18 protein-coding genes are annotated in these 25223 nt (G+C 70.4%); 10 read left to right on the top strand and 8 right to left on the bottom strand.

Translation table 11 applies throughout. The annotated features are described in order from the left end of the window. The first annotated feature begins 265 nt into the window (after positions 1 to 265). Positions 266 to 1087 carry a GNAT family N-acetyltransferase gene (locus tag WMF39_RS22010; RefSeq protein ID WP_437747421.1) on the top strand — a complete coding sequence of 274 codons (822 nt, stop codon included), beginning with the start codon at positions 266 to 268 and terminating at the stop codon, positions 1085 to 1087. 16 nt (positions 1088 to 1103) lie between these two features. Here the strand turns inward: WMF39_RS22010 and WMF39_RS22015 are convergent, their stop codons facing one another. Continuing rightward, entirely contained in the window at positions 1104 to 2936 is a 1833-nt protein-coding gene (locus WMF39_RS22015; RefSeq protein ID WP_437747422.1) for a M2 family metallopeptidase, read from the bottom strand. 283 nt (positions 2937 to 3219) lie between these two features. On the opposite strand from WMF39_RS22015, the gene WMF39_RS22020 reads away from it, so the two are divergent. The 4 genes from WMF39_RS22020 to WMF39_RS22035 all read left to right on the top strand — a co-directional run bounded on the left by WMF39_RS22020 (position 3220) and on the right by WMF39_RS22035 (position 6536). Further along, positions 3220 to 3606 (top strand): VOC family protein, encoded by a 387-nt coding sequence (locus WMF39_RS22020; RefSeq protein WP_437747423.1) that lies wholly within the window; start codon positions 3220 to 3222, stop codon positions 3604 to 3606. Between the two features lie 123 nt (positions 3607 to 3729). Beyond that, positions 3730 to 4134 (top strand): PEGA domain-containing protein, encoded by a 405-nt coding sequence (locus tag WMF39_RS22025; protein WP_437747424.1) that lies wholly within the window; start codon positions 3730 to 3732, stop codon positions 4132 to 4134. A gap of 213 nt (positions 4135 to 4347) precedes the next feature. Then, positions 4348 to 4926, top strand: coding sequence for a Uma2 family endonuclease (locus WMF39_RS22030; RefSeq protein ID WP_437747425.1), 579 nt, complete (start codon positions 4348 to 4350; stop codon positions 4924 to 4926). Between the two features lie 62 nt (positions 4927 to 4988). After that, positions 4989 to 6536 (top strand): Hsp70 family protein, encoded by a 1548-nt coding sequence (locus tag WMF39_RS22035; RefSeq protein WP_437747426.1) that lies wholly within the window; start codon positions 4989 to 4991, stop codon positions 6534 to 6536. A 43-nt stretch (positions 6537 to 6579) separates the two neighbouring features. Here WMF39_RS22035 and WMF39_RS22040 read toward each other — a convergent pair whose 3' ends face one another. The 3 genes from WMF39_RS22040 to WMF39_RS22050 all read right to left on the bottom strand — a co-directional run bounded on the left by WMF39_RS22040 (position 6580) and on the right by WMF39_RS22050 (position 10248). Then, complete coding sequence (locus WMF39_RS22040; protein ID WP_437747427.1) at positions 6580 to 7518, bottom strand: AEC family transporter; 939 nt, start codon at positions 7516 to 7518, stop codon at positions 6580 to 6582. Between the two features lie 156 nt (positions 7519 to 7674). Continuing rightward, positions 7675 to 9663, bottom strand: coding sequence for a transketolase (tkt, locus tag WMF39_RS22045; RefSeq protein WP_437747428.1), 1989 nt, complete (start codon positions 9661 to 9663; stop codon positions 7675 to 7677). Between the two features lie 462 nt (positions 9664 to 10125). After that, on the bottom strand, positions 10126 to 10248 hold the full coding sequence (locus WMF39_RS22050) for a hypothetical protein (RefSeq protein ID WP_437747429.1): 123 nt from the start codon (positions 10246 to 10248) through the stop codon (positions 10126 to 10128). 933 nt (positions 10249 to 11181) lie between these two features. Here WMF39_RS22050 and WMF39_RS22055 point away from each other — a divergent pair. Next, positions 11182 to 12168 (top strand): response regulator, encoded by a 987-nt coding sequence (locus tag WMF39_RS22055; RefSeq protein WP_437747430.1) that lies wholly within the window; start codon positions 11182 to 11184, stop codon positions 12166 to 12168. Positions 12169 to 12232: 64 nt separating this feature from the next. Continuing rightward, the gene (locus WMF39_RS22060; protein WP_437747431.1) at positions 12233 to 18256 is read left to right on the top strand and encodes an AAA family ATPase; all 6024 of its coding nucleotides are present in this window, start codon (positions 12233 to 12235) and stop codon (positions 18254 to 18256) included. A gap of 64 nt (positions 18257 to 18320) precedes the next feature. Here WMF39_RS22060 and WMF39_RS22065 read toward each other — a convergent pair whose 3' ends face one another. From WMF39_RS22065 to WMF39_RS22080, 4 genes are all read right to left on the bottom strand, one after another. Continuing rightward, positions 18321 to 19442, bottom strand: a complete 1122-nt coding sequence (locus WMF39_RS22065) for an acyl-CoA dehydrogenase family protein (RefSeq protein WP_437747432.1) — start codon at positions 19440 to 19442, stop codon at positions 18321 to 18323. A 222-nt stretch (positions 19443 to 19664) separates the two neighbouring features. After that, on the bottom strand, positions 19665 to 20021 hold the full coding sequence (locus WMF39_RS22070; protein ID WP_437747433.1) for an FG-GAP repeat protein: 357 nt from the start codon (positions 20019 to 20021) through the stop codon (positions 19665 to 19667). Between the two features lie 376 nt (positions 20022 to 20397). Continuing rightward, positions 20398 to 20997, bottom strand: coding sequence for a LysE family translocator (locus WMF39_RS22075; protein WP_437747434.1), 600 nt, complete (start codon positions 20995 to 20997; stop codon positions 20398 to 20400). After that, positions 20987 to 22435 carry a radical SAM protein gene (locus WMF39_RS22080; protein ID WP_437747435.1) on the bottom strand — a complete coding sequence of 483 codons (1449 nt, stop codon included), beginning with the start codon at positions 22433 to 22435 and terminating at the stop codon, positions 20987 to 20989. The genes WMF39_RS22075 and WMF39_RS22080 overlap by 11 nt, the downstream gene beginning before the upstream one ends. On the opposite strand from WMF39_RS22080, the gene WMF39_RS22085 reads away from it, so the two are divergent. The 3 genes from WMF39_RS22085 (at position 22424) to gstA (ending at position 25207) form a co-directional block, all read left to right on the top strand. After that, entirely contained in the window at positions 22424 to 23548 is a 1125-nt protein-coding gene (locus WMF39_RS22085; protein WP_437747436.1) for a formylglycine-generating enzyme family protein, read from the top strand. The two genes, WMF39_RS22080 and WMF39_RS22085, sit on opposite strands and share 12 nt — an antisense overlap. Before the next feature lie 274 nt (positions 23549 to 23822). Beyond that, positions 23823 to 24557, top strand: coding sequence for a Uma2 family endonuclease (locus WMF39_RS22090; protein WP_437748007.1), 735 nt, complete (start codon positions 23823 to 23825; stop codon positions 24555 to 24557). Between the two features lie 44 nt (positions 24558 to 24601). Continuing rightward, positions 24602 to 25207: a glutathione transferase GstA gene (gstA, locus tag WMF39_RS22095; RefSeq protein WP_437748008.1), complete on the top strand. Its 606-nt coding sequence runs from the start codon at positions 24602 to 24604 to the stop codon at positions 25205 to 25207. Positions 25208 to 25223 lie beyond the last annotated feature (16 nt).

The raw sequence follows: 25223 nt of genomic DNA on the forward strand, positions 1-25223 counted from the left end.
GCGGCGCTGACCTCGGCCCCCTCGCGCCCGTCGGCGCACCTCCGCCCTCCGGTCCGCGTCCTTTTGGGATTGGCGCCTTCGTATTGGTTTCATCACATCCGGCGCCCTGATCCGCCAGGTTCGATCGGATCATCCTGCCGGCCAGAGCGCTCTGCTGCTGCCGAGCCGACGGCCACGGCAGCATCGCGAGGCCCGCGCGCTCGACTGCGAAAGCTCGATCGCCGGGCGCCTGGCCCGGTATATCTCGATCCAGAGGAGGTCTCCCATGTCCGACCCGACCGAGATCGCAGAGTGCAACGCGCAGTTCCTGGCCGCCTGGATCCACTTCAGCCGCTGCCTCCCCGGCCACCGGATCGAGCACACGGACGGTGTCTCCGTCATCCTCTCGGGCACGGACATGGCCCTGCTCAACATCGCCACGCTCTCCTCGCCGGCCGGTAACCTCACGGATCTGGAGCGGCGCGCGCGCATCGGCGCCGAGCTCGCCCGGACCGGCGGCGTTCCCTGGTTCTTCGCGCTGTCCGACAGCTGGGCGCCCGGCGGCGACGCGGAGGCGACCGCCGAGCTCCTGGCCGGGCTCGGCTTCCAACCTGCGGTGTCGATCATGGGCATGGTGGCCGACGCGCTCCCCGCCCCGCGGCGGGAGATCGCCGGCCTGGAGCTCAGGCGCGTGGGCGACGCCGAGACGCGCGCCGCCGTCGCCGATCTCAACTCCGTCGCCTACGGCCTCCCGCTCCCCACCGGGCGCGCCGCCCTTGCCCACGAGGCGTTGTGGGACGACCGGGCGTTCGGGCGGGTCGGCTACGTGGGCGACCAGCCGGTATGCTGCGCGGCGACGTTCATGGTGGCGGGGATCCGGTACGTGGGCTTCGTGGCCACCGCGGCCGAACACCGGCGCAAAGGCTACGCCGAGGCGGTGATGCGCTGCTGTCTCGACGATGCGCTGAGCGCCACCGGCGCCCAGAAGACCGTCCTCCACGCGACGGACCTGGGGCGGCCCGTGTACGAGGTGATGGGCTACCACGCGGTCACGCGCTTCGCCTTCTACACGCCGCCGCCGGACTACCTGCCGCCGCCGCAGGCCTGATCCCGCGCGCCCCCGCCTACCACCCGCACGTCTTGCCGCGGTTCTGCTGGTCGAGCCAGTCCTTGAGCGGCCCGAAGTAGTCGAGCATCGCCGCCGCATCCATCCGCCGCGATCCCGTCACCACCTCGAGCGCCTCCGGCCACGGGCGGCTCCGCCCCATCTCCAGCATCCGCCGGAGGCGCTCGCCGGCCTTCTCGCTGCCGTAAATCGTGCAGCGGTGGAGCGGCCCCTTGTACCCCGCTGCGTCGCAGAGCGCGCGGTGGAACTGGAACTGGAGGATATGGGCGAAGAAGTACCGGATATACGGGACGCTCGCCGCCACATGGTACTTCGCGCCAGGATCGAAGTCCGACTCGGAGCGAGGCACCGGCGGCACGACCCCCTGGTACCTCCTCCGGATCTCCCAATAGGCCTTGTTGTATCCCGCCGGCTGGATGTCCCCCGAGAACACCCCCCAGCGCCACCGGTCGACCGAGACGGCGAACGGCAGGAAGGCGATCTTGCCGAGTGCCTCGCGGAGGAGGAGCGAGAGGTCGCTGGAGGCGGGGGGCAGCTGGTCCACGAGCCCGATCCGCTGGAGGTACTCCGGACTGACCGAGAGCCCGATCGTGTCGCCGATGGCCTCGTGGAACGCGGGGTTGGGGCTGTCGCGGTACAGGAGCGGCAGGTCCTTGTATGCCCGCTGGTAAAAGGTGTGGCCGAGCTCGTGGTGGATCGTCTGGAAGTCGCCGGCCGTGATCTCGATGCACATCTTGATGCGCAGATCCTCCTCGTCGTCGATGTTCCACGCGCTCGCGTGGCAGACGACGTCGCGATCCGCCGGCTTGACGAAGAGCGACCGCTCCCAGAAGGTGGCCGGGAGCGGCTCGAACCCGAGCGAGACGAAGAAGCGCTCTCCCGTCTTCACCATCTCGATCGGCGTGTACCCCTTCGCCTGCAGCGCGGTGTCGAGATCGTAGATCGGCGCCGCTCCCTCGGGCTCCACGAGATCGTAGATGTTGCTCCAGTCTTGCGCCCACATGTTGCCGAGCAGATCCGCCCGGATCGGGCCCTTGCCGGGCACGACGTCCTCGCCGTACTTCGAGGCGAGCCGGCCCCGCGCGTAGCAGTGGAGCGCGTCGTAGAGCGGCTTGACCTGCCCCCAGAGGCGATCGACCTCCCGCGACAGCACGCCGGGCCGCATCTCGAATTTCGAGCGCCACGCGTCGCCTGTGTCCTTGAACCCGAGCTCGCGGGCGCCCTCGTTCGCCAGCTGGACGAGCCGCGTGAAATCGCCCCGCATGGGAACAGAGACCGTGTGCCAGCCGACCCACGCCCGCTTCAGCTCCTCGGGGTCGCGGCTCTTCGCGAGGGTCCTGCTCAGGTCCTCGAGATTGAGGCACTCGCCGCTCGCGGGGCAGTACTTGCCCGCTCCGTACATGGCCTCCAGCCTCGACGCGATGGTCGCGACCTCCTTCGTTTTCGCGGGATCGGCGGGTGCGTAGAGCGTGAGGGACGTTCGCAGGAGCTCGAGCCGACGGCGGACGTCATAGGGCAGATCGAGGTCGAGGAAGCGGGCGGCCCGCTTCGCGTAATCGGCCTGCACTCCGAGCAGCTTCGCGCTCGCCGCGGCCGCGAGGATCTCGGTGTCGACGGTGATGTACGTCGCCGCCACCCACGCCGCGCGGTTGTTGTAGGTGCTGAGCTCGTGCAGCTCCGCCTCGGCCGCATCGATGAACCGCGCGGCCTCCTCCGCCGCCGGGTCGGTGGCGGGCTGCGGCGGCGTGGGCGGGGCGGGATCGGAGCAGGCCGCCGTGAGCGCGAGCATGCTGCAGGGCAACGCGACGACGAACATCGGAATGCGCACCATTTCTCGCCGCTCCTCGATCGCGGACAGCTCCGGCGTAAAACCGTCCCTCCACCCCGGACGCGCAGAGGGCGTGGGGTGCGCTTCGGCGCCGCGATCCTGGTGGGGCTCCTAAGGCCGCTCGCCGGCTCCAGCAATCCTCTCGGGCGCGCCGCGGCGAGGGCCACGAGGCGGCAAAGTCCGCTCGATCCAGGTCATCGCGCCAGCCTGGAGGTGGCCCCTCGCCGCGAGATCGCTCAAGATCCGCCGGAGATGGGCAACCGCCCACGAAAGGGAGGAAGCGAGCATGGCCGTCCAGCTCAATCACACCATCGTCCCGGCGCGGGACAAGACGACGTCCGCTACCTTTTTGACCGAGATCCTGGGCCTCTCGGCGCCGGTGCCGTTCGGGCACTTCTTGACGGTACGGCTCGACAACGACGTCACGCTCGACTTCATCGACACCCCTGGTGAGATCCGCTCCCAGCACCTCGCCTTCCTGGTCAGCGAGGCCGAGTTCGACGAGATCTTCGGTCGAATCCGCGAACGCCAGATCCCCTACTGGGCCGATCCAAGAGCGCAGCACCCCGGGGAGATCAACCACCATGACGGCGGGCGCGGCGTGTACTTCCCCGATCCCGACGGGCACTTCCTCGAGATCATCACCCGCCCTTACGGCAGCGGCGGCGGATGACGGAGCGATCGCTCGGCCGGGGAAGGATCCCCGGGTTGCGCGGCGCCTGGCCGCGGGCTGCCGGCGCGCGTGACGTCGTCCTCGCCATTTCCTCCCGCGCGTTTCCTGTCTAGCTTCGGGTCCATGGTTCGCACCTCCACCTTCCTCGTCACCCTCGCCATCGCCGGCTGCGGCGGCGCCCCGAAGCCGCCGCAGGAGCCCCCGCAACCCGCGCCGATCGCGGCTGAACCCGAGCCCGAGCCCGAGCCCGAGCCGCCGCTCGACGACGCGCCGATGCTCGACGTGATCGCCGCGCAGCCGACCGAGATCCTGCTGGACGGCAAGCCCATCGGGACGACGCCGATCTCGGGGCGAAAGGTCGCGCCCGGGTCGCACGAGGTGACGTTCGTGGACCCGGAGCGCGGCAACCGGACCATGATGGTGACGCTCGAGCCCGGCGACGCGAAGACGGTCCAGTCGGACCCGCCGCCCTCCCTCGTGGAGGCGAGCGGCGGCGCGACGGGCGACAAGCAGGGCGAGAAGAAGTAGCGTCAGAAGAGCGAACGCCTGCTCGGGCGCGAGGAGCGCGAGATCTTCCCTGCGGGATGAGCCACGGCGAACCATCGAGGTCGCGGAGGATTGAGCTACCCGCGGCGGCACCGCGATGGCCGGTCGGCGGCGCTCATGCGTGGGCTGGCGGCGGCGCGCCAGCCGGTCCCTCGCTTGTCGCCAGCCATCCGTCGCCGCGCTAAGGTGCGTGCCATGGGCGATGCCGCCGCCAGCCGACACATGAGCGCCGCCGAGTACCTGGCGTGGGAGCGCGAGCAGCACGCGAAGCACGAGTACCATCTTGGCGAGGTCTTCGCGATGGCCGGCGGCAGCCCGCGGCACAACTTCCTGTCGACGGCCGCGGGCGCAGAGCTCCGCGCGGCGGTGCGCGGCAGGGGGTGCCACGTGCTCTCGTCCGATCAACGGATCTCGGCCAAACAGGGACAGCGCTACGTTTACGCAGATGCGGTCGTCGTGTGCGGCGGCGTGCAGACCGAGCCAGGCGCCAGCGACGTCCTCTCGAACCCAACTGCCATCGTGGAAGTGCTCTCGCGCAGCACCGAGGCCTTCGATCGGGGCGAGAAGTGGGAGGGGTACCAGCGCCTCCCCTGCCTGACGGACTACCTGCTCGTCTCACCATGGCACGTGCGTATCGAGCACTACCGACGCGAGGGGGACGGCTCCTGGCGGTATCGCGTGCTCGAGCGAGGCGATACGATCGCCCTGGCGAACGGCGCCCAGATCTCCGTCGATGCCATCTACGACGGTGCCTTCGAGCTAGAAGCCGACTGACCTCGCAGAGTTTCACCGCGGGCGGCCGGATGTGGCAGCATGGGGCCGGAGGAGACCCCACCTTGCGCCTCGGGATCGATTTCGGAACCACGCGGACCGTGGTCGCGTGCTGCGATCGCGGGAACTACCCTGTCATCAGCTTCCAGGACGCGGCGGGGGACACCGTCGATTTCTACCCCTCCGTGGCCGCCGAGCGGCGGGGGGAGCTCCGGTTCGGCTTCGACGCCCTCGCGGTCGCCTCGGATCCCGAGTGGATCGTGCTCCGGTCGTTCAAGCGGGTGCTCTCCGGCCCGCGCGCGTCGCCCGACGTCGAGGTCGAGATCGGCGGGACGAAGCTCCGGGTGCTCGATCTCCTGACCCTGTTCCTGCGGTCGCTCCGCGACGCCGTGCTGAACCGGTCGAACCGGCCCAAGAAGGACGACGACGGGCGCCTCATCTCGGTCGTGGCGACCCCGGCCAACGCGCACGGGTCGCAGCGGTTCGTGACGCTCGACGCCTTCCGCCGCGCCGGCTTCGAGGTCATCGCGCTCCTGAACGAGCCGTCGGCCGCCGGCTTCGAGTACACGCACCGCCACCGCAGCACCATCACGTCGAAGCGCGAGCACATCGTCGTCTACGACCTCGGCGGCGGGACGTTCGACGCGTCGCTGGTCCACATGACCGGGCGCAGCCACGACGCCGTGACGACCGCGGGCCTGAACCACCTCGGCGGCGACGACTTCGACGCCGCGCTGGCCTCGATGGCGCTCGACGCCGGCAAGATCGAGCGCGAGGGCCTGCCGGCGCGCGCGCTCGCGGCGCTCGCGGACCAGTGCCGCGAGGTGAAGGAGCGGCTCAACCCGAACTCTCGGCGCATCGTGATCGACCTGGAGGCCTGCCTGGGCGACCTCTCGACCGCCCGCGAGGTGACGATCGCGACCTCCGACTACTACGACCGGTGCGTGCCCCTCGTGGAGTCGACCATCACGGCGATGCAGCCGGTGATCGCGCGCCTCGACGCCGGCGCGGGCGAGGCGCTCGCCGACATCGCGGGGATCTACGTCGTCGGCGGCGCCAGCTCGCTGCCCATCGTCGCGCGGACGCTGCGCGAGCGCTTCGGGCGCCGCGTCCATCGCTCACCCTACCCCTCGGCGGCCATCGCGATCGGCCTGGCCATCGCCGTCGACGAGGACGCGGGCTTCGAGCTCTCCGACCGGCTCTCGCGCCATTTCGGCGTGTTCCGGGAGGGCAGCGGCGGGGACGAGGTGGTCTTCGACCCGATCTTCGACCGGGAGGCGCGCATCCCGTCGAGCCACGAGGCGCCGGTGGTCTCGCGGCGCGTGTACCGGGCGGCGCACAACGTCGGCCGCTACCGGTTCGTCGAGTGCGCCGCGCTCGACCGGCTCGGCGTGCCCCACGGCGACATCACGGCGTTCAACGAGGTCGTGTTCCCCTTCGACCGGCGGCTCCGCGACCGCGCCGCCGAGCTCGGCGGGGTGACCGTCGAGCGCATGGGCAGCGAGGGGCCGCTGATCGAGGAGCAGTACGCGATCACCTCGCACGGGATCGTCGAGGTGACGATCACGGACGTGGAGGCAGGGTACCGGCGCGTCTACCAGGTCGGGGCGTGAGGGGCGGAGCGGCCGTGTCCGCGGCCGCTCGACGTCACGGGAGTCACGGGAGGAGCCGGCGCAGCACCTCGATGACGATCGGCAGGCTCGCCAGCGCCCCGAGCGTCGTCACGACCGCCGTGGCCGCCGCGAACTGACCGTCGCAGCCGTACCGCGCGGCGACGATCACGGACACCATCGACGTCGGCATGGCGGACTGAAGCACCGCCACCTCGGAGGAGGGCCGCTTCAGGCCGAGCGCAACCGCGGCGCCGAGCGCAACCGCGGGCGACAGGAGCAGCTTCACGGCGGCGACCGCCGCGAGCGGGCGCACGCGGCCGCGGAGCGAGCCAAGGTCGAGGCTGAGGCCCAGCGCGAGGAACACGAGCGTCGGGGTCGCGCTCCCGAGCGCGCCGAGCGCGTGCTCCAACCACACCGGCAGCGGGATCGGCGCCGCGTGGAGCGTGAGCCCGACGGCGATCGACAGCACGTTGGGGTGCAGGAGCACCGCGAGCAGGCCCCGCCCGTCCCCGCCGCCGCCCCCGCCCATGCGCGCGGCGAGCGCGACGCCGAAGGTCCACAGGAGGAACGCCGTGACGATGCTGTCGACGAGGATCGCCGTCCCCGCCGCGCCGCCCGCGTCGCCGTAGAGGGCCAGCACGACGGGCACGCCGAGGAAGCCGGTGTTGGAGAAGCTGCCGACGAGGCCGGCGGCGCCCTGCGCGGCGCGCGGGAGCCCGAGCGCCCGCGCCACGGCGACCCCCGCGAGGGCGCACGCGAAGAGCGCGACGGTCGACGCGGCGACCGCGCCCCACGCGCCGTGACCGATGCCTGAGCGGCGGAGCACGCTGACGATCAGCGCGGGCGTGGTGACGTCGATGACCAGCCGGTGCAGCACGGCGGCGTCCGCCTGACCGGCGCGGCCCAGCGCGCGCAGCAGCACGCCGACCCCGAGCACCGCGAAGAGAGCCAACAGCTGCGAGATCAGGTCGCCCGACGGCACGGGCCCGCTTTTAGCTCGGCGGCGGGCGGCGTCCAGCGCTGTCGCCTGTCATGCGGCCGGCCGGCCGGCAGCGGGGCGGGAGATCGAGACCACGCCAGGAGCGCCGAGGAATGTTGCTTCCCGGCGCTCCCGGCGGTTTCTCGCTTCTTCAGGGGGTCAGGGCACGAGGTCCTGCACGGCCTGCACCACCGCCTGGGCATTCATGCCCAGCCGATCCATCACGATGTCGCCAGGGGCGCTCGTGCCGAAGCGATCAATCCCGAGGGCGATCCCCTTGAAGCCGACCCACCGGTGCCAGCCGAAGGTGACGCCCGCCTCGATGGACACGCGCCGCGTGCAAGCGGCGGGCAGCACGGCCTCGCGGTAGGCGTGATCCTGGCGCGCGAACCGCTCCACGCAGGGCATCGAGACGACGCGGACGCCGGGCCCGATCCGCTTCGCGGCCTCGACCGCGTGCTGCACCTCGCTGCCCGTCGCGATCAGGATGGTCTCGAGCGCCGCCGTCTCCTTGACCAGGACATAGGCGCCACGCCGGACGCCCTCGCGCTTGGTGGCGGCGTCCCCCGGAAGCAGCGGGACGGCCTGGCGCGTGAGCGCGAGGACCGTCGGGCCGTCGTTGTGCTCCAGCGCGGAGATCCAGGCGCCGGCCGTCTCCTCGGCGTCCGCCGGCCGGATGACGTCCAGATCGACGATGACGCGCAGCCCGGCGACGGTCTCCACGGGCTGGTGCGTCGGCCCGTCCTCGCCCACGCCCACCGAGTCGTGCGTGAAGATGTAGATGACCGGCAGGTGCGACAGCGCGGCCAGCCGGATGCTCGGCCGCAGGTAGTCCGCGAACACGAGGAACGTCGCGCCGCTCGGGCGCAGGCCGCCGTGGTACGCGATGCCATTCATGATCGCGCCCATGCCGTGCTCGCGGATGCCGGCGCGGATGTTCCGGCCGCCGGGGTGCTCCGGATCGAAGTCGGTGCTCGACGCGATGTAGTTGAACGTCGAGCCGTAGAGGTCGGCGCTCGACCCGATGAGCGCAGGCACCGCCTCGGCGACGGCCTGCAGCACGGTCTCGCCGGCCTTGCGCGTGGCGACCTTGGTGCCGGCGGCGAAGGCGGGGACGCGCGCGTCGAGGTCCGCCGGGAGCTTCTTCGCGAGGCCGTCGTCGAGCTGGCGGGCGAGCTCGGGGTTCTTCGCGCGCCAGGCCTGGAAGGTCGCCTCCCACGCCCCGCGCACCTTGGCGAGCTCTTCCTTGCGCGTCGCGAAGAACTGCTTCACCTCCTCGCTGACGTAGAAGTGCTCGGCGGGCAGCCCCAGGTTCTTGCGGGCCTGATCCACGAACTTGGCGCCGCCCTCGCCGTGCGCCTTCTGCGTGCCGGCGACCTCCGGGATCCCCTTGCCGATCAGGGTGTGGGCGACGACGAACTTCGGCTTTCCGCTCTTCGACGCCCGCGCCTGGCCGAGCACCCGGTGGACGGCCTCCAGATCGTTGCCCTGCTCGATGTGGAGCACCTCGAAGCCGTAGGCCTCGAAGCGCTTGGCCGTGTCCTCGCTCTGGGTCTTGATGGCCATCGCGTCGAGGGTGACGTCGTTGGCATCGTAGATGAGGATCAGGTTGTCGAGCTTGAAGTGCCCGGCGAAGGAGGCCGCCTCGGCGGCCACGCCCTCCTGGAGGCAGCCGTCGCCGGCGAGGCAGTAGACATTGAGATCGAAGATCGTGTGCTCCGGCGTGTTGTAACGCGCGGCGAGCATCTTGGCGGCCACCGCGTGCCCGACCGCGTTGCCCACGCCCTGGCCGAGCGGGCCAGTCGTCGCCTCGACACCCTCAGTGTAATGGTACTCCGGGTGGCCGGGCGTCTTCGACTCCCACTGCCGGAAGCGGCGGACGTCGTCGAGGGACACCGGATAGCCCGAGAGGTGCAGCCAGGCGTAGAGGAACATGCTGCCGTGACCGGCGGACAGGACGAAGCGATCGCGGTTCAACCAGTGCGGTTCGCTCGGATCGTGGCGGAGGATGTCGCCGTACAGCGCGGCACCGATCTCGGCGGCCCCTAGCGGTAGGCCGAGGTGACCGGATGAGCAGGCGTGGACGGCATCCATGGCGAGGCCGCGGGCGATCGAGGCCGCGGCGGCGAGCTTGGCGAAATCAGGCATGGCGCGCACTCTAACCTACTTCGTCGCGAAGCGCGCCCCTTCGCGAGGCCCCCTCACCCCGCCGCCCGGCGCCTGGACCGCTCCGAGCGCGCCTCGGCGCTCGCGTGACTGCCCAGGCTTTCGTGGGACGCGCGGGGCCGCGGAGCGGAGATCGGGCCGAGCCGGTCATCAACCCCCCCTCGGCGAACGTCGCTCCTCCCTCGGCGGGACCACGAGACGTCCCTCGCGGGGGGCGCCACGGCGCCTGTCCCGCCCGCCGGTAGACCGCGTCGACGCGGGATGCAGCCCCCGCGGCTCGCCGTCGACCCGCAGGCGCAACGCCTCCGCCGCGCGGCCAGCTGGCGCTCACGGAGCCCCAGACCGCTGGTCGCGCTTTCACCCCCACCTGGGCCCGTCGTCGGGGTCGCCCAACCTGGACCGAGCCGCCGCGGACCACTCCCGACGCAGGCGCGCTCGCGTGCGTCAGGGGGCGAAGACCGCGACGAAGCCGTCCTTGCCCGTAGCGGTGAGCGGGCCGGTGCCGAAGCCGGCTGTACCCGTGAAGTCGCCGACGAGCGCGATGCGGTCGGCGCGACAGGTCGTCAAACCTCTTATCAAAGTGCGTTCCGGCGGGGACTGGCCCACCGCCGAGATCCAGAGGCGGCTTGGCGGGTTTTCTGCCGCTCCCGGGCAATTTTCCGCCGTCGTGTTAGCCCCTGCCACACCCAAGTGCCTCCGTGTCTCACGCGCTCCACCCTGCCGTTCCGGGTATTGACGACGGGTTCCCCGAGCGCTTCCCTGGTTCTGGACACGGGAGGAGCGCAGGCCACGAGGCGCTGGATGCGCCGACGCGCGAGCACATTCATCTCGCGAGAAGCCCCGGGCGGGCAGCCGCCGGTCGATCGGTCGAACGCGGCGTCGCGGCGCCCGACGCCAGGTCGCTCTCAACTGTCCTCGCCCAGGCCACGCCGTGATCCTTCGCACCTCCGTGGCCCCCCAGAAGGCACCGGGGAGGCAGGGATGGGACGGGAGAAAGAGGCCCTGTTCGCGCCCAAGCTCAAGGCGGAGGCGGTACGTCTGGCGAAGGCGGACGACCGGAGCTCCGGCCAGCGGCCGGGAGCGCTCACGACGCCCGAACGTGAGGAGCTCCAACGGCTGGAGATGGGGATGGAGCGTGAGAGCCGGAAAAAGCGGAGACCTCGTCGCGAAGGAAAGCGAGTGAGGCGAGCCGACATGGGACCTCGGAACGAGGCGGAAAGCGCCCATCTCATGCGTACTCATGCGTACGTAGATGGAATGGATGGCCTGTGTGGCTCAGCCTACCCTCTCCACCGCACCCTGCACCCCTCTCCGCTTCCGCCTACAAAAGGTATGTTAAGGCTGAACAGCCCGTGGTACGAACGGAAGAAGAGAAGACGGAATGTTTCCTGTGATGGGGCCGCCGGCTCACAGTGTACGTATTTGCTCGCCCGCCGTGCGTTGGGGCACGCCGACCGGGCGCACGAGGATCGCTCGATCGTGCTGAGCCGGCAGAGACCCATGCAAGAACAAGAAACTCCGCTCTCTGGCCTCGTCCTCATCGTGGACGATAGCGCGGACAACCTGACCGTGCTGTCGCACGCGCTCATGTCGGATGGCCTGGAGGTCGCTGTCGCGCGCGACGGTGAGGAGGCGATCGAGCTGGTCAGCCGGGCCCAGCCGGACCTCGTCTTGCTCGACGCTCTGATGCCCGGCCTCAGCGGGTTCGAGACATGCCGGCGGCTCAAGGCCGATCCGGCGACGCAGGGCATCCCCGTCATCTTCATGACGGCGCTCGCTGAAGCGAGGTTCAGGCTCCAGGGCTTCCGCGTGGGCGCCGTCGACTACGTGACAAAGCCGTTCGAGAAGACCGAGCTCCTGGCGCGGGTGCACACCCAGATCTCGCTCCGGCGCGCAACGCGGGCTCTCGAGGAGCGCAATACGAGGCTCTCGGAGGAGATCCGGGAGCGCGCCAAGGCGGAGGAGGCGCTGGCCCAGGCCGTGCAGATGCTGCGCGACACGAACGAGCGGCTCTCGCAGCAGCTGATGCAGAGCGAGCGCGCCGAGGCGGCCAGGGCGGCGCTGCAGGAGCAGATCATCGCGGCCCAGCGGGAGCGGCTCCTCGAGCTGTCCGCTCCGCTCATTCCGATGATCGATGGCGTCCTCGTGATGCCCCTCATCGGCACGGTGGACGTCGAGCGTGCCGGACAAGCGGTCGAGACAGCGCTGCGCGGAGCGAGCGAGCGCAGGGCGGACTATCTCATCATTGACATCACCGGCGTAAAGGCAGTAGATGAGACGGTTGCGCGCATGCTCGTGCAAGCCGCGATGGGGCTCTCGCTGCTCGGCACGCGGACGGTCGTCACGGGAATCCGCGCGGAGGTAGCGCAAACGTTCGTGGCGCTCGACCTGCACCTCGATCAGCTCGTGACGAAGGCCACCCTGCAGTCGGGCGTGGAGCACGCGCTGCGGACACGCGACCGCCGACAGCACAAGCCCGAGCGCTGAAGTACCGGAGAATTCCGCTGTTCACCCGGCGTCTCCGCCGGACCCGAAGAGGAGCTGAACCGGGATGGATCTGAGAGACTACGTTGTGGGGGAGGTGATCCACGAAGGGGCCGAGACCCGCGTGTGCCGCGCGGTCCATCGTCCCTCCGGCGACCGGGTGGTGCTCAAGCTCCCCGTGGCGGCCGCGCCGAGCTCGCGCGTGACGGGGCGCATCCTGCATGAGCATCACATCCTGACACAGCTGAGAGAGGTGTCAGGGGTGGCGCGGGCGCGGGAGCTCCTACAGCGGGGCGGCACGGTCGCGCTGGTGATCGAGGACCCCGGCTTCCGGTCGCTGGATCTACAGCTCGCCGATCGCGGGCGCCTGCCGGTGGAAGCGGGGCTGAGGCTAGGAGCGCTCCTCTCCCGAGCCCTCGAGGCCGTGCACGCGGCCGGCATAACGCACAAGGATATCAAACCCCAGAACGTGCTGGTCGACGCGGCGTACGAGCAGGTCAAGCTGCTCGACTTCGGCATCGCCTCGTCGCTGCCGCTGGAGGCGACGGCGGCGAGCATCCCCGAAGGGCTCGAGGGGACACTGGCGTACATGTCGCCCGAGCAGACGGGCCGCACGGCGCGAGCGCTCGATCCCCGCACCGACCTGTACTCGCTCGGAGTGACGCTCTTCGAGGCGCTCTCGGGGCGGCTGCCGTTCACCGAGCGCGACCCGCTCGCGCTGGTGCACGCGCACCTCGCCAAGGAGCCGCCGTCCCTCGACGAGGTCGTCCCCGACGTGCCTCCGGGCCTCGCGGCCATCGTGTCCAGGCTCCTCGCGAAGTACCCTGACCGGCGGTATCAGACGGCCAAGGGGGCAGCCGAAGACCTGGAGCGAGCGCTGCGCATGTGGCGCGAGCGCGGCGCGGTGGAGCGCTTCACGCTCGGGGACAAGGATTTCTCGCAGAGGCTGCGGCTGCCAGACGTCCTCGTCGGGCGGGAGCAGGAGCGCGATCTCCTGGGCGCAGCCTTCGCCCGCGCCGCCGAGGGCGCGGCGGAGCTCGTGCTCATCGGCGGCCCGTCTGGCATCGGCAAGACGGCGCTCGTGCGCACCGTCTACCAGGACATCGCGCGTGCGGGGCGCGGGCTCCTGATCTCGGGCAAGCACGACCAGCTCGCGCGGTCGACGCCCTACGCGGCCATGGCGCAGGCGTTCGGGGCGCTGATGCAGCAGTGGCTGGCGAGCCCGAAGCCGACGCTCACGGCGTGGCAGGAGCGAATCAGGGCCGACGTGGGGGACAACGCCCGGCTCATCGCCGACGTGGTGCCGGAGCTCGACCTGATCATGGGCAAGCTCGCGCCGGTGCCGCCGGTGCACGGCGAGCAGGTGCTCGCCCGCCAGAGGCTGACCTGGCTGAACTTCGTGCGGGCGGTCACGACGCCGAACGCGCCGCTCGTGATGTTCCTCGACGACATGCAGTGGGCCGACAGCGCCACGCTGGAGATCCTGAGGACGCTGCTGACCGACGCAGAGCGAAGAGAGCTCCTCGTGCTCGCGGCGTACCGCGACAACGAGGCGCCCCCCGAGCACCCGCTGTGGAGGCTCGTGGCGTCGGTCGAGGAGAGCGGGGCGAGGGTGTCGAGGATGTCGGTGCACCCCCTGCCGGCGGAGCACGTGCAGGCATGGACAGCGCGGGCGCTGAACAGCGAGGCGGCGCGGGTGGAGCCGCTCTCGCGCATCCTGTGGCAAAAGACGCGAGGAAACCCGTTCTTCATGGAGCAGCTGCTGCTGTCCCTGCACCGGCAGAGCAAGGTGGCGCGGGACCCGGAGAGCGGCGCGTGGCGCTGGGGCCAGAAGGAGATCGAGCAGGCGCAGGTGACCGACAACGTCGTCGCCCTCCTGACGGACAAGCTGCTCGAGATGCCTGAAGCGACACAGCAGCTCCTGGGGCTCGCGGCGTGCGCGGGGCACGCCTTCCACCTCCACGACCTGGAGCGGCTCAGCGGATGGGAGCGCGCCCGGGTGACCGGCGCGCTCTGGCCCGCCCTGCGGGAGGAGCTGGTGGTGCCAGCCGATGGAGCCTACCGGACCGCGCAGGCGCTGGGAGCGGCCGGAACCGGAACCGGAACCGGAACCGGAACCGGAACCGGAGAAGGAGCGCTCGACGCTGAATACCGCTTCTTGCACGACCGCGTGCAGCAGGCGAGCTACGAGCGGGCCCCGCCGGCGCAGCGCGTCCTGGCGCACCTGGAGATCGGCCGGCGGCTGTGGGCGCGGCATCGGACGCAGGGGGGCACACCGCAAGAGCTCCTGGAGCTGGTGCGGCACCTCAACCTGGGCTCGGCGCGGATGGACTCCGCAGGCGAGCGCGAGGCGCTGGCGCGGCTGAACCTCGAGGCCGCGCGCGCCGCGAAGGCGGCGAGCTCGTACCGGCTCCTCCTGAGCCTCGCCGAGACCGCGCAGGACTTGCTGGGCGATGACGCCTGGCGCAAGGACGCGCCGCTGTGCGCGGAGCTCGCGCTCGAGCAGATCGAGGGGGCCTTTCTGCTGCGGGAGTTCGACGACGTCGAGGCGCGGTGCGCGCGGCTGCTCGCCAGGCCGCTGCCGGCGCTCACCAGGCTCTCGGCGCACGAGATGCGCGTCCGCAGCGCCCAGGCGGCGGGCCAGTTCGCGCGAGGGGTCGATCTCGGGCTCGCCGCGCTCACGGAGCAGGACATCGCATTTCCGGGCGCGGACGAGGCGCGCGGCGCCGCGCTCCTCGAGGAGTCCGCCGAGCTGGATCGATGGTTCGAGCGCGACCCGGACGCGTTCGAACGGATGCCCCTCGATCCCTCCCCGGAGCAGGTGCTCATCGATGCGCTGACGATGCACCTCATGGTGTGCGCGGCGATCGGCGGTCAGCCGGTGCTGTCCGGGCTCGTGATCGCCCGCGCCGTGCTGAGGGTGCGAGAGCGGCGCGCGCTCACGCCGGTCTCTCCCTTCATCATCGTTTGCTTCGCGAACGTCTGGTCGCTCACCACAGGCATGTATCGTCGCGCCGCGTGCTGGGTCGGCCCTGGAGTGCGCGCAGCCGAGCGCGTCGCGTCGCCCTTTCTGGCAGAGTGTCTGTCCTTCCAGGGGCAGTACACGGCCTACGGCCGCCCCGCGGATGAAATGGCGCCCATCTTCGAGCGAACCTGCGCGACCGGCCTGAAGGTCGGCTCGTTCCAGGGGACGAGCTGGGGGCTGGAAGGCGACCTGTTCTACTACCGAGTGTGGCGCGGCCAGCCGCTCGGGCAGCTCGAGGCGCACCGGGCGGCGCGCTGGGGGTTGATGCAGCGCGCGGGGACCGCGCTCGGGACGCACTATTTCGAGGCGATCGCGTCGTGGTGCGACCTCTTGACGACCGCCGACGGCGCGGGGAGGCTCCTGTCGGGCGAGCCGCTCTCACGAGGATCGCGCTCCCTCCTGGCTGACGGAGACGGGATGGCAGCCGAGCTGGCTCGCATCCTCGAGGCGCACCTGTTCCTCGTCGCCGGCGCGTACCCGATGGCCCTCTCGCGGGCACGGGAGGCCGAGCAGTTCCGCGTGTCCATCTTCGGCTTTCCCCCGGTCACGGACATACCGCTCTGGCTCGCGCTCGCGGCCGCGAGGTGCTGGCCGGCGGCCGCGGACGCGGGGGAGCGGGCCGGGCTCCGCGACGACATCGAGCAAGGCCTCGCGCGGCTGAGGTACTTCGCCGAGGGGAGCGCGGACAATTTCCTCCACAAGCTGCGCCTCCTCGAGGCCGAGGACGCCCGCGTGCAGGGCAAGACCGACGAGGCCATGGCCAGGTACGACGAGGCCATCGAGCTCGCGCGCGAGCAGCGATTCTTTCACATCGAAGCCCTGGCGGCTCAGCTCTGCGCCGAGTTTCACCTCGAGGCGGGCAGGAGCCGTGTCGCCGCGCTGTACCTGCGCGAGGCCAGGGACGCTTATGTTCGCTGGGAAGCGCACGCCGTGGTGGCCCACCTGGAGGCGAGATGGCCGGCCCTGCTCCGTGCGCCTGCCCAGCCCGCGACGGCGGAGCGCCGCCGCACGACGGGCGTCGCCACGCTGACCACCACGGGAGTCACCGGCGGCGCGCAGCTCGATGTGAACACCGCGGTGCGCGCGGCGCGGGCGCTGTCGAGCGAGCTCGACCCGGAGCGGGTCGTCGGGCGTCTGATGGAGCTCGTGCTGGAGAGCGCCGGGGCGCAGCGCGGCGTCCTGCTGCTGGGCGAAGGCGAAGAGCTCTCGGTCGTGGCGCGGCTCTCGGTGGAGGGAGGCCACATCGAGACGGGCCTGTCCGAGCCGCTCTCGCAGAGCAGCGAGGTGGCGAGGACGGTGGCGCACTACGTGGCGCGCACGAACGAGCCGGTCGTGGTGGACGACGCCAGGTCGGACGCGCGCTTCGCGGCCGATCCGCACCTGGCCTCGCGCTCCGTGCTCTCGCTCCTCTCGCTTCCCTTGTCGCATCGAGGGCGCCTCGTGGGCGTGCTCTACCTCGAGCATCGCGAGGTGCCTGCGGCGTTCCCCGAGCGGCGGGTGGAGCTCCTGTCGGTGCTCGCCGCGCAGGCCGCGATCGCCGTCGAGAACGCCCTCCTGTACCGGGACCTGGAGGCCAAGATCAAGGAGCGCACCGTCGAGCTCCGCATCGCCAAGGAGGCCGCGGAGCGCGCCAGCCAGGCCAAGAGCGACTTTCTCTCCAGCATGAGCCACGAGCTGCGAACGCCGCTCAACGGGATCATGGGTTATGCCCAGATCCTGGAGCGAACGCCCGACGTCCCCCCGGCGTGGCGGGAGGGCCTGCGGGTCATCCAGAAGTCGAGCGAGCACCTGCTCTCGCTCATCAATGACCTGCTGCACCTGGCCAAGATCGAGGCGGGCAAGATGGACTCCGTCCTGACGGAGTTCCGGTTGCCTGCGCTCGTGCGGACGGTGGTCGACCTGTGCCGGGTGCGCGCCGAAGCGAAGGGGATCACGTTCTCCCATGAGCTGCGCGGCCCTGCGCTTCAGGCCGTCTGTGCCGACGAGAAGCGGCTGATGCAGGTACTCTTGAACCTCCTCGGCAATGCCATCAAGTTCACCGAGCGGGGACGCGTGTCCCTCCAGATCGAGGTGCTGGAGGAGACCGTCTCTGCAGGGCGGATGGTGCGGTTCCGGGTCGAGGATACGGGTCCTGGGATCGCCCCGGAGCACCTGTCACGCATCTTCGAGCCCTTCGAGCAGGTGGGGGAGCAGAGCGCGAAGAGCGAGGGCACAGGGCTTGGCCTCGCCATCACGAAGAAGCTCGTGCAACAGATGGGTGGTGCGATCGAGGTGCAAAGCGAGGTCGGCGAGGGCAGTGTCTTTACCGTGACGCTCCCGCTCGCCGAGGCGCAGCTCGCGACGAGCCCGGGCGAAGCCAGGGGGTGGGACACGATCGTCGGCTATCCGGGGGAGCGCCGCACGATACTCATCGTGGACGACAGTTCCGACAATCGCGCGGTGGTGCGCGGGCTCCTCGGCCCGCTCGGCTTCGATCTGTGCGAGGCGGACGGCGGTAAGGAGGCGCTGCGCATGGCGGCGCTGCGCGCGCCGGCGCTCATCCTGCTGGACGTCTACATGAAGGACATGGACGGCTACGAGACAGCGCGTCGCCTCAGGCTCATGCCCGAGCTCCGGCACGTCGTCATCCTGGCCTCGTCGGCGAGCGTATCCGAGGCCGAGCGGCAGCAGTGCGCCAGCGCCGGCTGCGATGACTTCTTGTCCAAGCCGATCGTGGCGAGCGCGCTCCTCGACAAGATATCGCGCTTGCTGAGCATCGAGTGGCTTCGCCGCGATGGCGCCCCCGCTCGGGACGCGCCGGCGAAGGAGCCCGAAGGCGGCGGACACCTCGCGCCGCCTCCGGCCGAAGAGCTGGCGATCCTGTCGGCGCTCGCGAAGAAGGGGCTCGTCCACAAGATCCTGGAGGAGGCGGAGCGGATGGCGCAGCACGATCCGCGGCTCAGACCTTGGCTCGAGCAGCTCACGACGCTGGCACGCAGCTACCAGACCCGGAAGCTGAGGGACTTTGTCGGCGTGTACGACCCAGGCGGCGCCGACGGCCGCGCGGATCCACAGGAATCGATGTAGCGAGTGGCCCAGGTCGGGGGGACGATGCCTGGCATGGCGGGAGAGAGCCGCCGGGTCGCGGTCGTTACCCCGATCTGGGGCGGGTCGCCCGTTCGAGCAGCCGCTCCACCGTCGCTGTCTGCAGGTCGCGTGTCTGGGCCGTGAGCGAATAGAGCATCGCCTCGCGGAAGAGGCGCTGCGCGGCGTGGTCGACGAGGTTGGCGCTGCCCCCGGTCGCAGCGACCGCCGCGTGCGCGGCCCTGACGCCCAGATCGATGCACCAGGCACGAACGCGGACCGCGTGCTCTGCATGGCCCTCCGCCTCCGGCCGGTCCGCCCATGCATCGACCTCGGCGCGGGCGGCCTCCCTCTCGTCCTCGAACGCCCGCGCGGCGTCCGCCAGGCGCGCGCTGCCGCGGCGCTCCGAAAGCTCCGCGAGCAGGGCCGCGGCGGCGCAGGCCGCGCCCAGGGAGAGCGCCGACGGCGTGAGCAGGCCCGCCACGTCGCGGGCAGCCTGCTGCTCGCGCGTCAGGATGGCGATCACCTGCTCGGGCTCGACGCGCAGATCGCGCAGCGTCAGCGACACCGTGACCGAGGCGTTCATCGCGCTCAGGCGGAGAGGCGGTGATGCCTCGATGGAATCCCCCGCCTCCAGCGACGTCAGGACGTACATCAGGCGTCCATCGGGGAGCGCGCCGGCGATGACGGCATCGTCGGCGATCCCATGGCCGGTCAACCAGGGCACGGTGCCGTCGAAGCGGAACCCGTCGCCGTCAGGCTCGACCCGGACCATCGGCGGGCCCGGGCGGCGGACGTGCGAGAAGCCCACGGTGCAAAAGCGCTCTCCCGAGGCGAAACGAGGCAGGACGCGCTCCTTGAGCGCCTCGTTTTCGCCGCGCGCGATGAGCGGGCACGCGGCGGCGTGCTGCATGTGGACGAACGCCGTCACACCGCAGGCGCCGGCGAGGATCTCCAGGACCTCGCGCGCGACCTGCGGCGGGGCGCCATGGCCGCCGTGGCACGCAGGCGTCGCGATCCCGAGGAGACCTGCGTCCGCGAGGGCGCGGATGTGCTCTCGGGGAACCGCCGCGGCCTGATCCGTGGCGCTCGCCGAGGGGGCGAGCACGAGCGTCGCGAGCCGGCGGGCGCGCTCGATCAGCGCGGCGGAGCCGGCCGTGGCCGGCGGCGTGGGCGATCCGGGGGACATGCGAAGGGAGTGTAGGCCGCGGCGGCGACGCGACCCAGCGCCCCGACCGAGCGTGGCGCCAGCGGCAGGCGGTGGAGCGGCTCCGCCCGGCCGCGGCGGCGCTCCCGGCCCGCTGCCGGTCGACTGACCGCGATCGAGGTGGCGCCGCCGGGCGCGCTCGTCCGAGGCGAGCTGTCCCTCGGCCCGCGGCCGAGCGTCACCGGGCTCGGGTCTATCGAGGCGTCATTGCCCGAAGCCATCGTTCGCCTGGACAAGGTCGTTCACACCATCGCTCCCCTGCCGGAGCGACCGCGCGGACGAGAAGTTGCGCGGATCGCTGTCGAAGAAATTGCCGCCGCTGGTGAGCGCGAAGACCATGCCTTCGTGGCCGACGTCGACCGTCAGGCTCTTTCCGGGCGCGGACACGGCGAGATCCGCCCTTCCATCGTTGTTGTAGTCCCCCGCGCGGAGCACCTTGCCGAAGCGATCGCCGTTCCCGTAGAACTCGTCGCATATCGGCTCGAAGGGAAGATGGAGGCTCGGCGTCGCAGGCGCCGGCGAATGAGGCGAAGGGGCGAGGGGAAACGCGCGCTCGGTCATCGTGAGGTCTCCAGGTAGATCGCGGCGTGCGTCGCGCGCGCATCCACGTGAGAGCAGCGGTCAAGCAAGCATCGCGCCGCTGGGTCCAGCCGGCCGCCAGGTGGGGAGACGGCGCGCCCGGCGCCTCGACCCCTGCCCTCGCGACGAGCGGGAGCCGGCCTGCACCGGCAGAGGATTCGAGGGCGCGAGCGATTCGCGGCGAGCGGCGAGGGCGTCGGATGAACGAACGGATCGCGGACGGCGGCGCGCGCCTGCGCTTCGGGGCGCGAGGCGCGCGCCTCCACCTGCTGGAGGCTGCAGCCTCCTTGCAGCGGCGCCGGGGCGGCGCACCAGGGTCGAGGAGGACCGCGCGCCCCTGAGGTGTTCATCAGGCGAATCAGGCGAAGAGGAGCGCGAGCGCGCACAGCATGATGCAGATGCCGAAGATCTTCCCGACGTGCCGCCCGTGCCCGAGGATCTCCACCATCACGCGGCCCGCCACGACATAGATCATGAAGCAGGCGAAGCCGATGGTGACGATCGGGACGCCTATCGCGATCACGCTGCCCGCCACGCTCCGCCCCACGAACTGGGGAAAGAGGGCGGCGAAGAACACGATCGCCTTGGGGTTGACGATGGCGAACATGAAGCCGTCGCGGACGTGCTGCCACGACGACCCGGCCCGCGCCGCGACCTCACGGTCGCTCCCGAAATTGGCGACGCCCATCAGCGTCCAGCCGATGTAAAAGATGTACAGCGCCCCCACGAGCTTCATGCCGAGCAGGAGGGTGCTCGACAGGCTGCCGACCTTCAGGATGACGAGGTAGGAGGCGACCGCCTGCACGATCGTCGCCGCGATGTTTCCCGCCCCGGAGAGCGCCCCTGCCCCCCAGCCGTGGTTGGCGCCCTTGGCGAGCGCGAGCAGCATCGATGGGCCCGGGATGATGGACGCGACGAAGATGGCCATGCAGTAGGCCAGCAGCACCTCAGTGCTCACTGTCGGCTCCCCGGACGATCTGGCGGAACAGCTGTCGGTTGTTGGTGGCGTTCTTCGGCACGATCTTGTCCGTCGCCACGAGCTGCCCGAGGGTGTATCCCTCATCGATGTAGTCATCGAGGACGCCTCGATCCGCCTCCTTCTTGAGGTTGCGCACGAGGTGCCCCATGAACACCTCGCCCGTGATGGTGAGCTGGTAGCGGTCCCCCGACCGGAAGATCAGCCCCTCCTCGATGAACGAACGAAAGTTGCTCATCTGCGCCTCGTCGAGCGCGCCGGACTCTCGCAGCGCCTCGTACTCGCTGACGGCGAGCCCGTTTCCCATGAGCGGAAAGACCCACAGCGCCATGTCGCGCTGGTGCGACAGGGACGACTTGTCGAGCGAGAACCCGTGCTCGCCCCGCTCGGCGAATGCGCTCCACGCGTCGATGTCGACGATGTTCTCGGCACGCGCGCCAGGGATCGACGAGATCGCCTGGGCGCCTGCGCCGATCAGGAAATCCTCGTATCGCCGGGCGCCGATGCACTCGTTGCCTGCCACGATGGAGAGGGCGCGCTCCGGGATCTTGTCCGGGTTCATGTACGTGTTGGTCCCCTTCCGTATCCATCCCCGACGCAGCAATGTCGCGTAGGTATGCAGCCTGAACAGCGCCTGGTGCTCGTGGCGGGGCTGCGCCGGGACCTTGCCCGCCTGGATGTCCCCGACGAGCTTCGGCGCCGCGCCGGGCGTGAGGAGATAGCTGCTGACGGCGTTGATGTGCGGATGGTCGACGATGCACTCCAGATCGGACAGCACCGACTCGACGGTCTGACCCGGGAAGCCCGTCATCAAGTCGGCGTTGATGATCGGCACGCCGCGCGCGAGCTTCTCGCATGTCTCATCCATGTTCCGGAGCGCCGACGGCATGTGCAGGTGGCGCCGGATGGCGGGATCGAGGACCTGCACGCCGAAGCTGGCCTTCGTGACCTGATGCTCTATCAACGCGTCGATGAACTCGTCGGTCACCGTGGAGAGGGTGAACTCGACCGAGATCTCCGTGCTGTTCGTGCATCCCGGCAGGTCGCGGACGGCTCGGAGCACCTTGCCGATGTGAGCGCGCAAGAGATCCGGGCTGCCACCGCCGATGTTCACCGAGGCGATCGGCTTGCCCTTGGCCTGGCTGCGGCCGAGCAGGTCGCGCATCTGCCAGATCAGCAGATCCGCGTAGCGGTCGGCCATCTTGAAGCTCAGGGAATTTCCGCCGGAGAACGCGCAGAAGCTGCATTTCTGGGCGCAGTACGGGACGTGCAGATAGAGCTGCACGGTGGCGCGGTCGAGCCAGGGCGCCAGGGTCCATGCGTCGAGGAGCTCGGCCGCCGACAGGTTGGCGCTATCGGGCTTCATCCAGTAGTCGATGGTGTTCCTGGCGACGTGGTCAAACCTGCTATGCAGCAGCATCGAGCCTCCTGCTGTGCTGGTGGGTGGGTGATAACTCCGCGTTTCCGGCGCCCAGCCGTCCGGGGCCGCAGCGACGCGACGCGCGCTGTGCCGAGGCTGTGGGGCAAGCGTCGGACCAGCGGCGATCCTCGTCCGGTTCCGGCGAGAAAGACCGTCACGAGGGCCAGAAGCGCACCTCGTCCAACCAGGGGTTCAGGGCGCGCCTCGAGGCGCGCCGCGGGAGATAGGCAACACATTGCGTGGTCGAGCAACAGCCTGTCATGCGGCAGGAGCGAGCCGCCGATCAGCCGCGGCTCGGGCTCAACCACCTGCTCGATCGACTGCGCTCTGCCGGACGTCCGGTGTCTGCTCGGCGCCGACGTCAGCGCGCGAGCCGAAGGTTCCTCCGGCGGGTCTCGGCACCCTCCGGTTCGACTTTCAGCTCTCCTGGGGAGCTCGCTCGCCCGACGGCCGAGGCTTGCGAGCGTCCTCCCTCACGGGACGCGATGCAGCCCCTCCCGCGCCCTGCTCCCGCCCGCGCTACCGCCGCTGTCCTGCCTTCCTCGCCCGGAGCGCCGCCGCCCGGACTACGGCACCTGGACGGCGAACGCCGGCGACAACGAGATGCTGCCGCTCACGTTCATGAACTGGTACGAGGCCCACGCCTTCTGCATCTGGGACGGCGGCTTTTTGCCGACCGAGGTCGAATGGAAATACGCGACCGCCGGTGGAGACGAGCAGCGCATGTACCCCTGGGGCTCGATGGATCCCGGCTCTGGCAACCAGTACGCGATCTATGATTGCTACTATCCGAGCGGCAGGCGAGGCACTTGTACGGGGGTCGTGAATGTGCCGGACGTCGGGAGCACGCCGCTCGGCGTCGGGCGCTTTGGACAGTGGGATCTCTCGGGAAGCGTGTGGGAGTGGAACCTCGACGTCTACGCGAACTACGTGAGCCCCTGCGAGGACTGCGCAAACCTCACCGGCGCCACGAACCGGGTGCTGCCTGGCGGCGGCTTCCACACGGGGTTGATGCCGTACCTCCTGTCGTCGAATCGCTCGGCGGTCTCGTACGATCCGGCGAACTATCGTGGCGACTACGGCGTCGGCGTGCGCTGCGCGCGCACGCCGTAGCGCCGAGCCGTCGCCGAGGGCGGCCCTCGCGCGACCGGACGCGGGCGAGCTGAGCTCGAGCGCGCGGTGCCACCACGCGCCGGCGTGCGGCAGCGACGGACGCTGCGCTGGCCGGGCAGGACGAACACGAGGCACCCTGTGGCGGGGACGCCACAGAAGGGTGGATTTCGAAATGAGCGCACCCGGGATCCGCAAGCTGTCGAGCGGCTACGCGGACACGGCGAGGTGCGCCGCGGACCTTGCTGGGAGGTGGATCCTCCGGCAGGCTTCCGACATGACGTCCCTCGCCTTCGCGATGCCGGCGGAGATCGTCGACCCCAGCGTCGTCGCTCCGCCGGGCGATCTGTACAGCAACGAGCCTCCGATGGAGACCTACCAGCACCTCGTCCAGATGATCTTGCTGCTCGAGAGCCTGGAGCTCTTCTGGAAGGACCGGGCCGACTTCTTCGCCGCGGGGAACCTGACCATCTACTTCAGCCCCAGGCAGCTCAAGACCGAGCACTTCCGGGGTCCGGATTTCTTCGTCGTGCTCGGCACCGATCGGAGGGCGCGCAAGAGCTGGGTCGTCTGGGAAGAAGACGGCCGGTACCCGAACGTGATCGTGGAGGTGCTCTCGGAGAGCACCGAAGGCGCCGATCGCGGCCTCAAGAAGCAGATTTACCAGGACGTCTTCCGGACGCCGGACTACTTCTGGTTCCATCCGGAGACCCTCGAGTTCTCGGGCTTCCACCTCGTCGACGGGCAGTACGAGCCGCTCTCCCCCGATGCTTCCGGGCGCCTCTGGAGCGCTCAGCTCGAGCTCTTCCTTGGCGTCCAGGAGGGACAGCTCCGCTTCTTCACCCCCGAGGGAGAGCTCGTCCCCGCTGGCAAGGAGCTCGCGAAACGGGCCGAGTCCGCCGAGCAGCGCGCCGAGTCCGCCGAGCAGCGCGCCGAGTCCGCCGAGCAGCAGGCAATGCGGCTGGCAGCGAGGCTCCGGGAGCTCGGCGTCGATCCCGACACGCTGAAGTAGCGATCGGCGCCCGCGCTCCTCTCGCTCCTCCTGTGAAGCGCATGATGAAGCTCTATTTCAGCCCTGGCGCCTGCTCGCTCTCTCCGCACATCGCGCTGCGCGAGGCCGGCCTCCAGTTCGAGCTCGAGCAGGTCCACCTCGGCACGAAGAAGACCCGGTCGGGCGCCGACTTCACCTTGATCAACCCCAAGGGCTACGTGCCCGCGCTCGAGATCGAGCGCGGCGAGGTGCTCACCGAGGGGCCGGTGATCGTCCAGTACATCGCCGATCGGAGGCCCGAGTCCGGGCTCGCGCCCCCGGCCGGCACCCTGGACCGCTACCGGCTGCAGGAGTGGCTGAGCTTCATCAGCACCGAGCTGCACAAGCAGTTCTCGCCGCTCTTCAAGCCGCGGGCGCCGGACGAGCAGAAGAACGCGGCGAGGACGCTCCTCGGCCGGCGCTTCGCCTACGTGGCGCACCGCCTCGAGGGCACGACGTACCTCCTCGGCGAGCGGTTCACGGTGGCGGACGCGTACCTCTATACCGTGACGACGTGGACGAGGTTCGCGGGCGTCGATCTCGGCGGATGGCCCGTCCTCGGCCGCTACAGGGAGCGCGTCGGCGCCCGCCCTGCGGTGCAGGCCGCCATCGAAGCCGAGCGGAGGCGGTAGGCCTCCTTCGAGTCCC

Source organism: Sorangium sp. So ce1504 (assembly GCF_051521635.1).
GTDB classification, from domain to species: Bacteria; Myxococcota_A; Polyangia; order Polyangiales; family Polyangiaceae; genus Sorangium; species Sorangium cellulosum_B.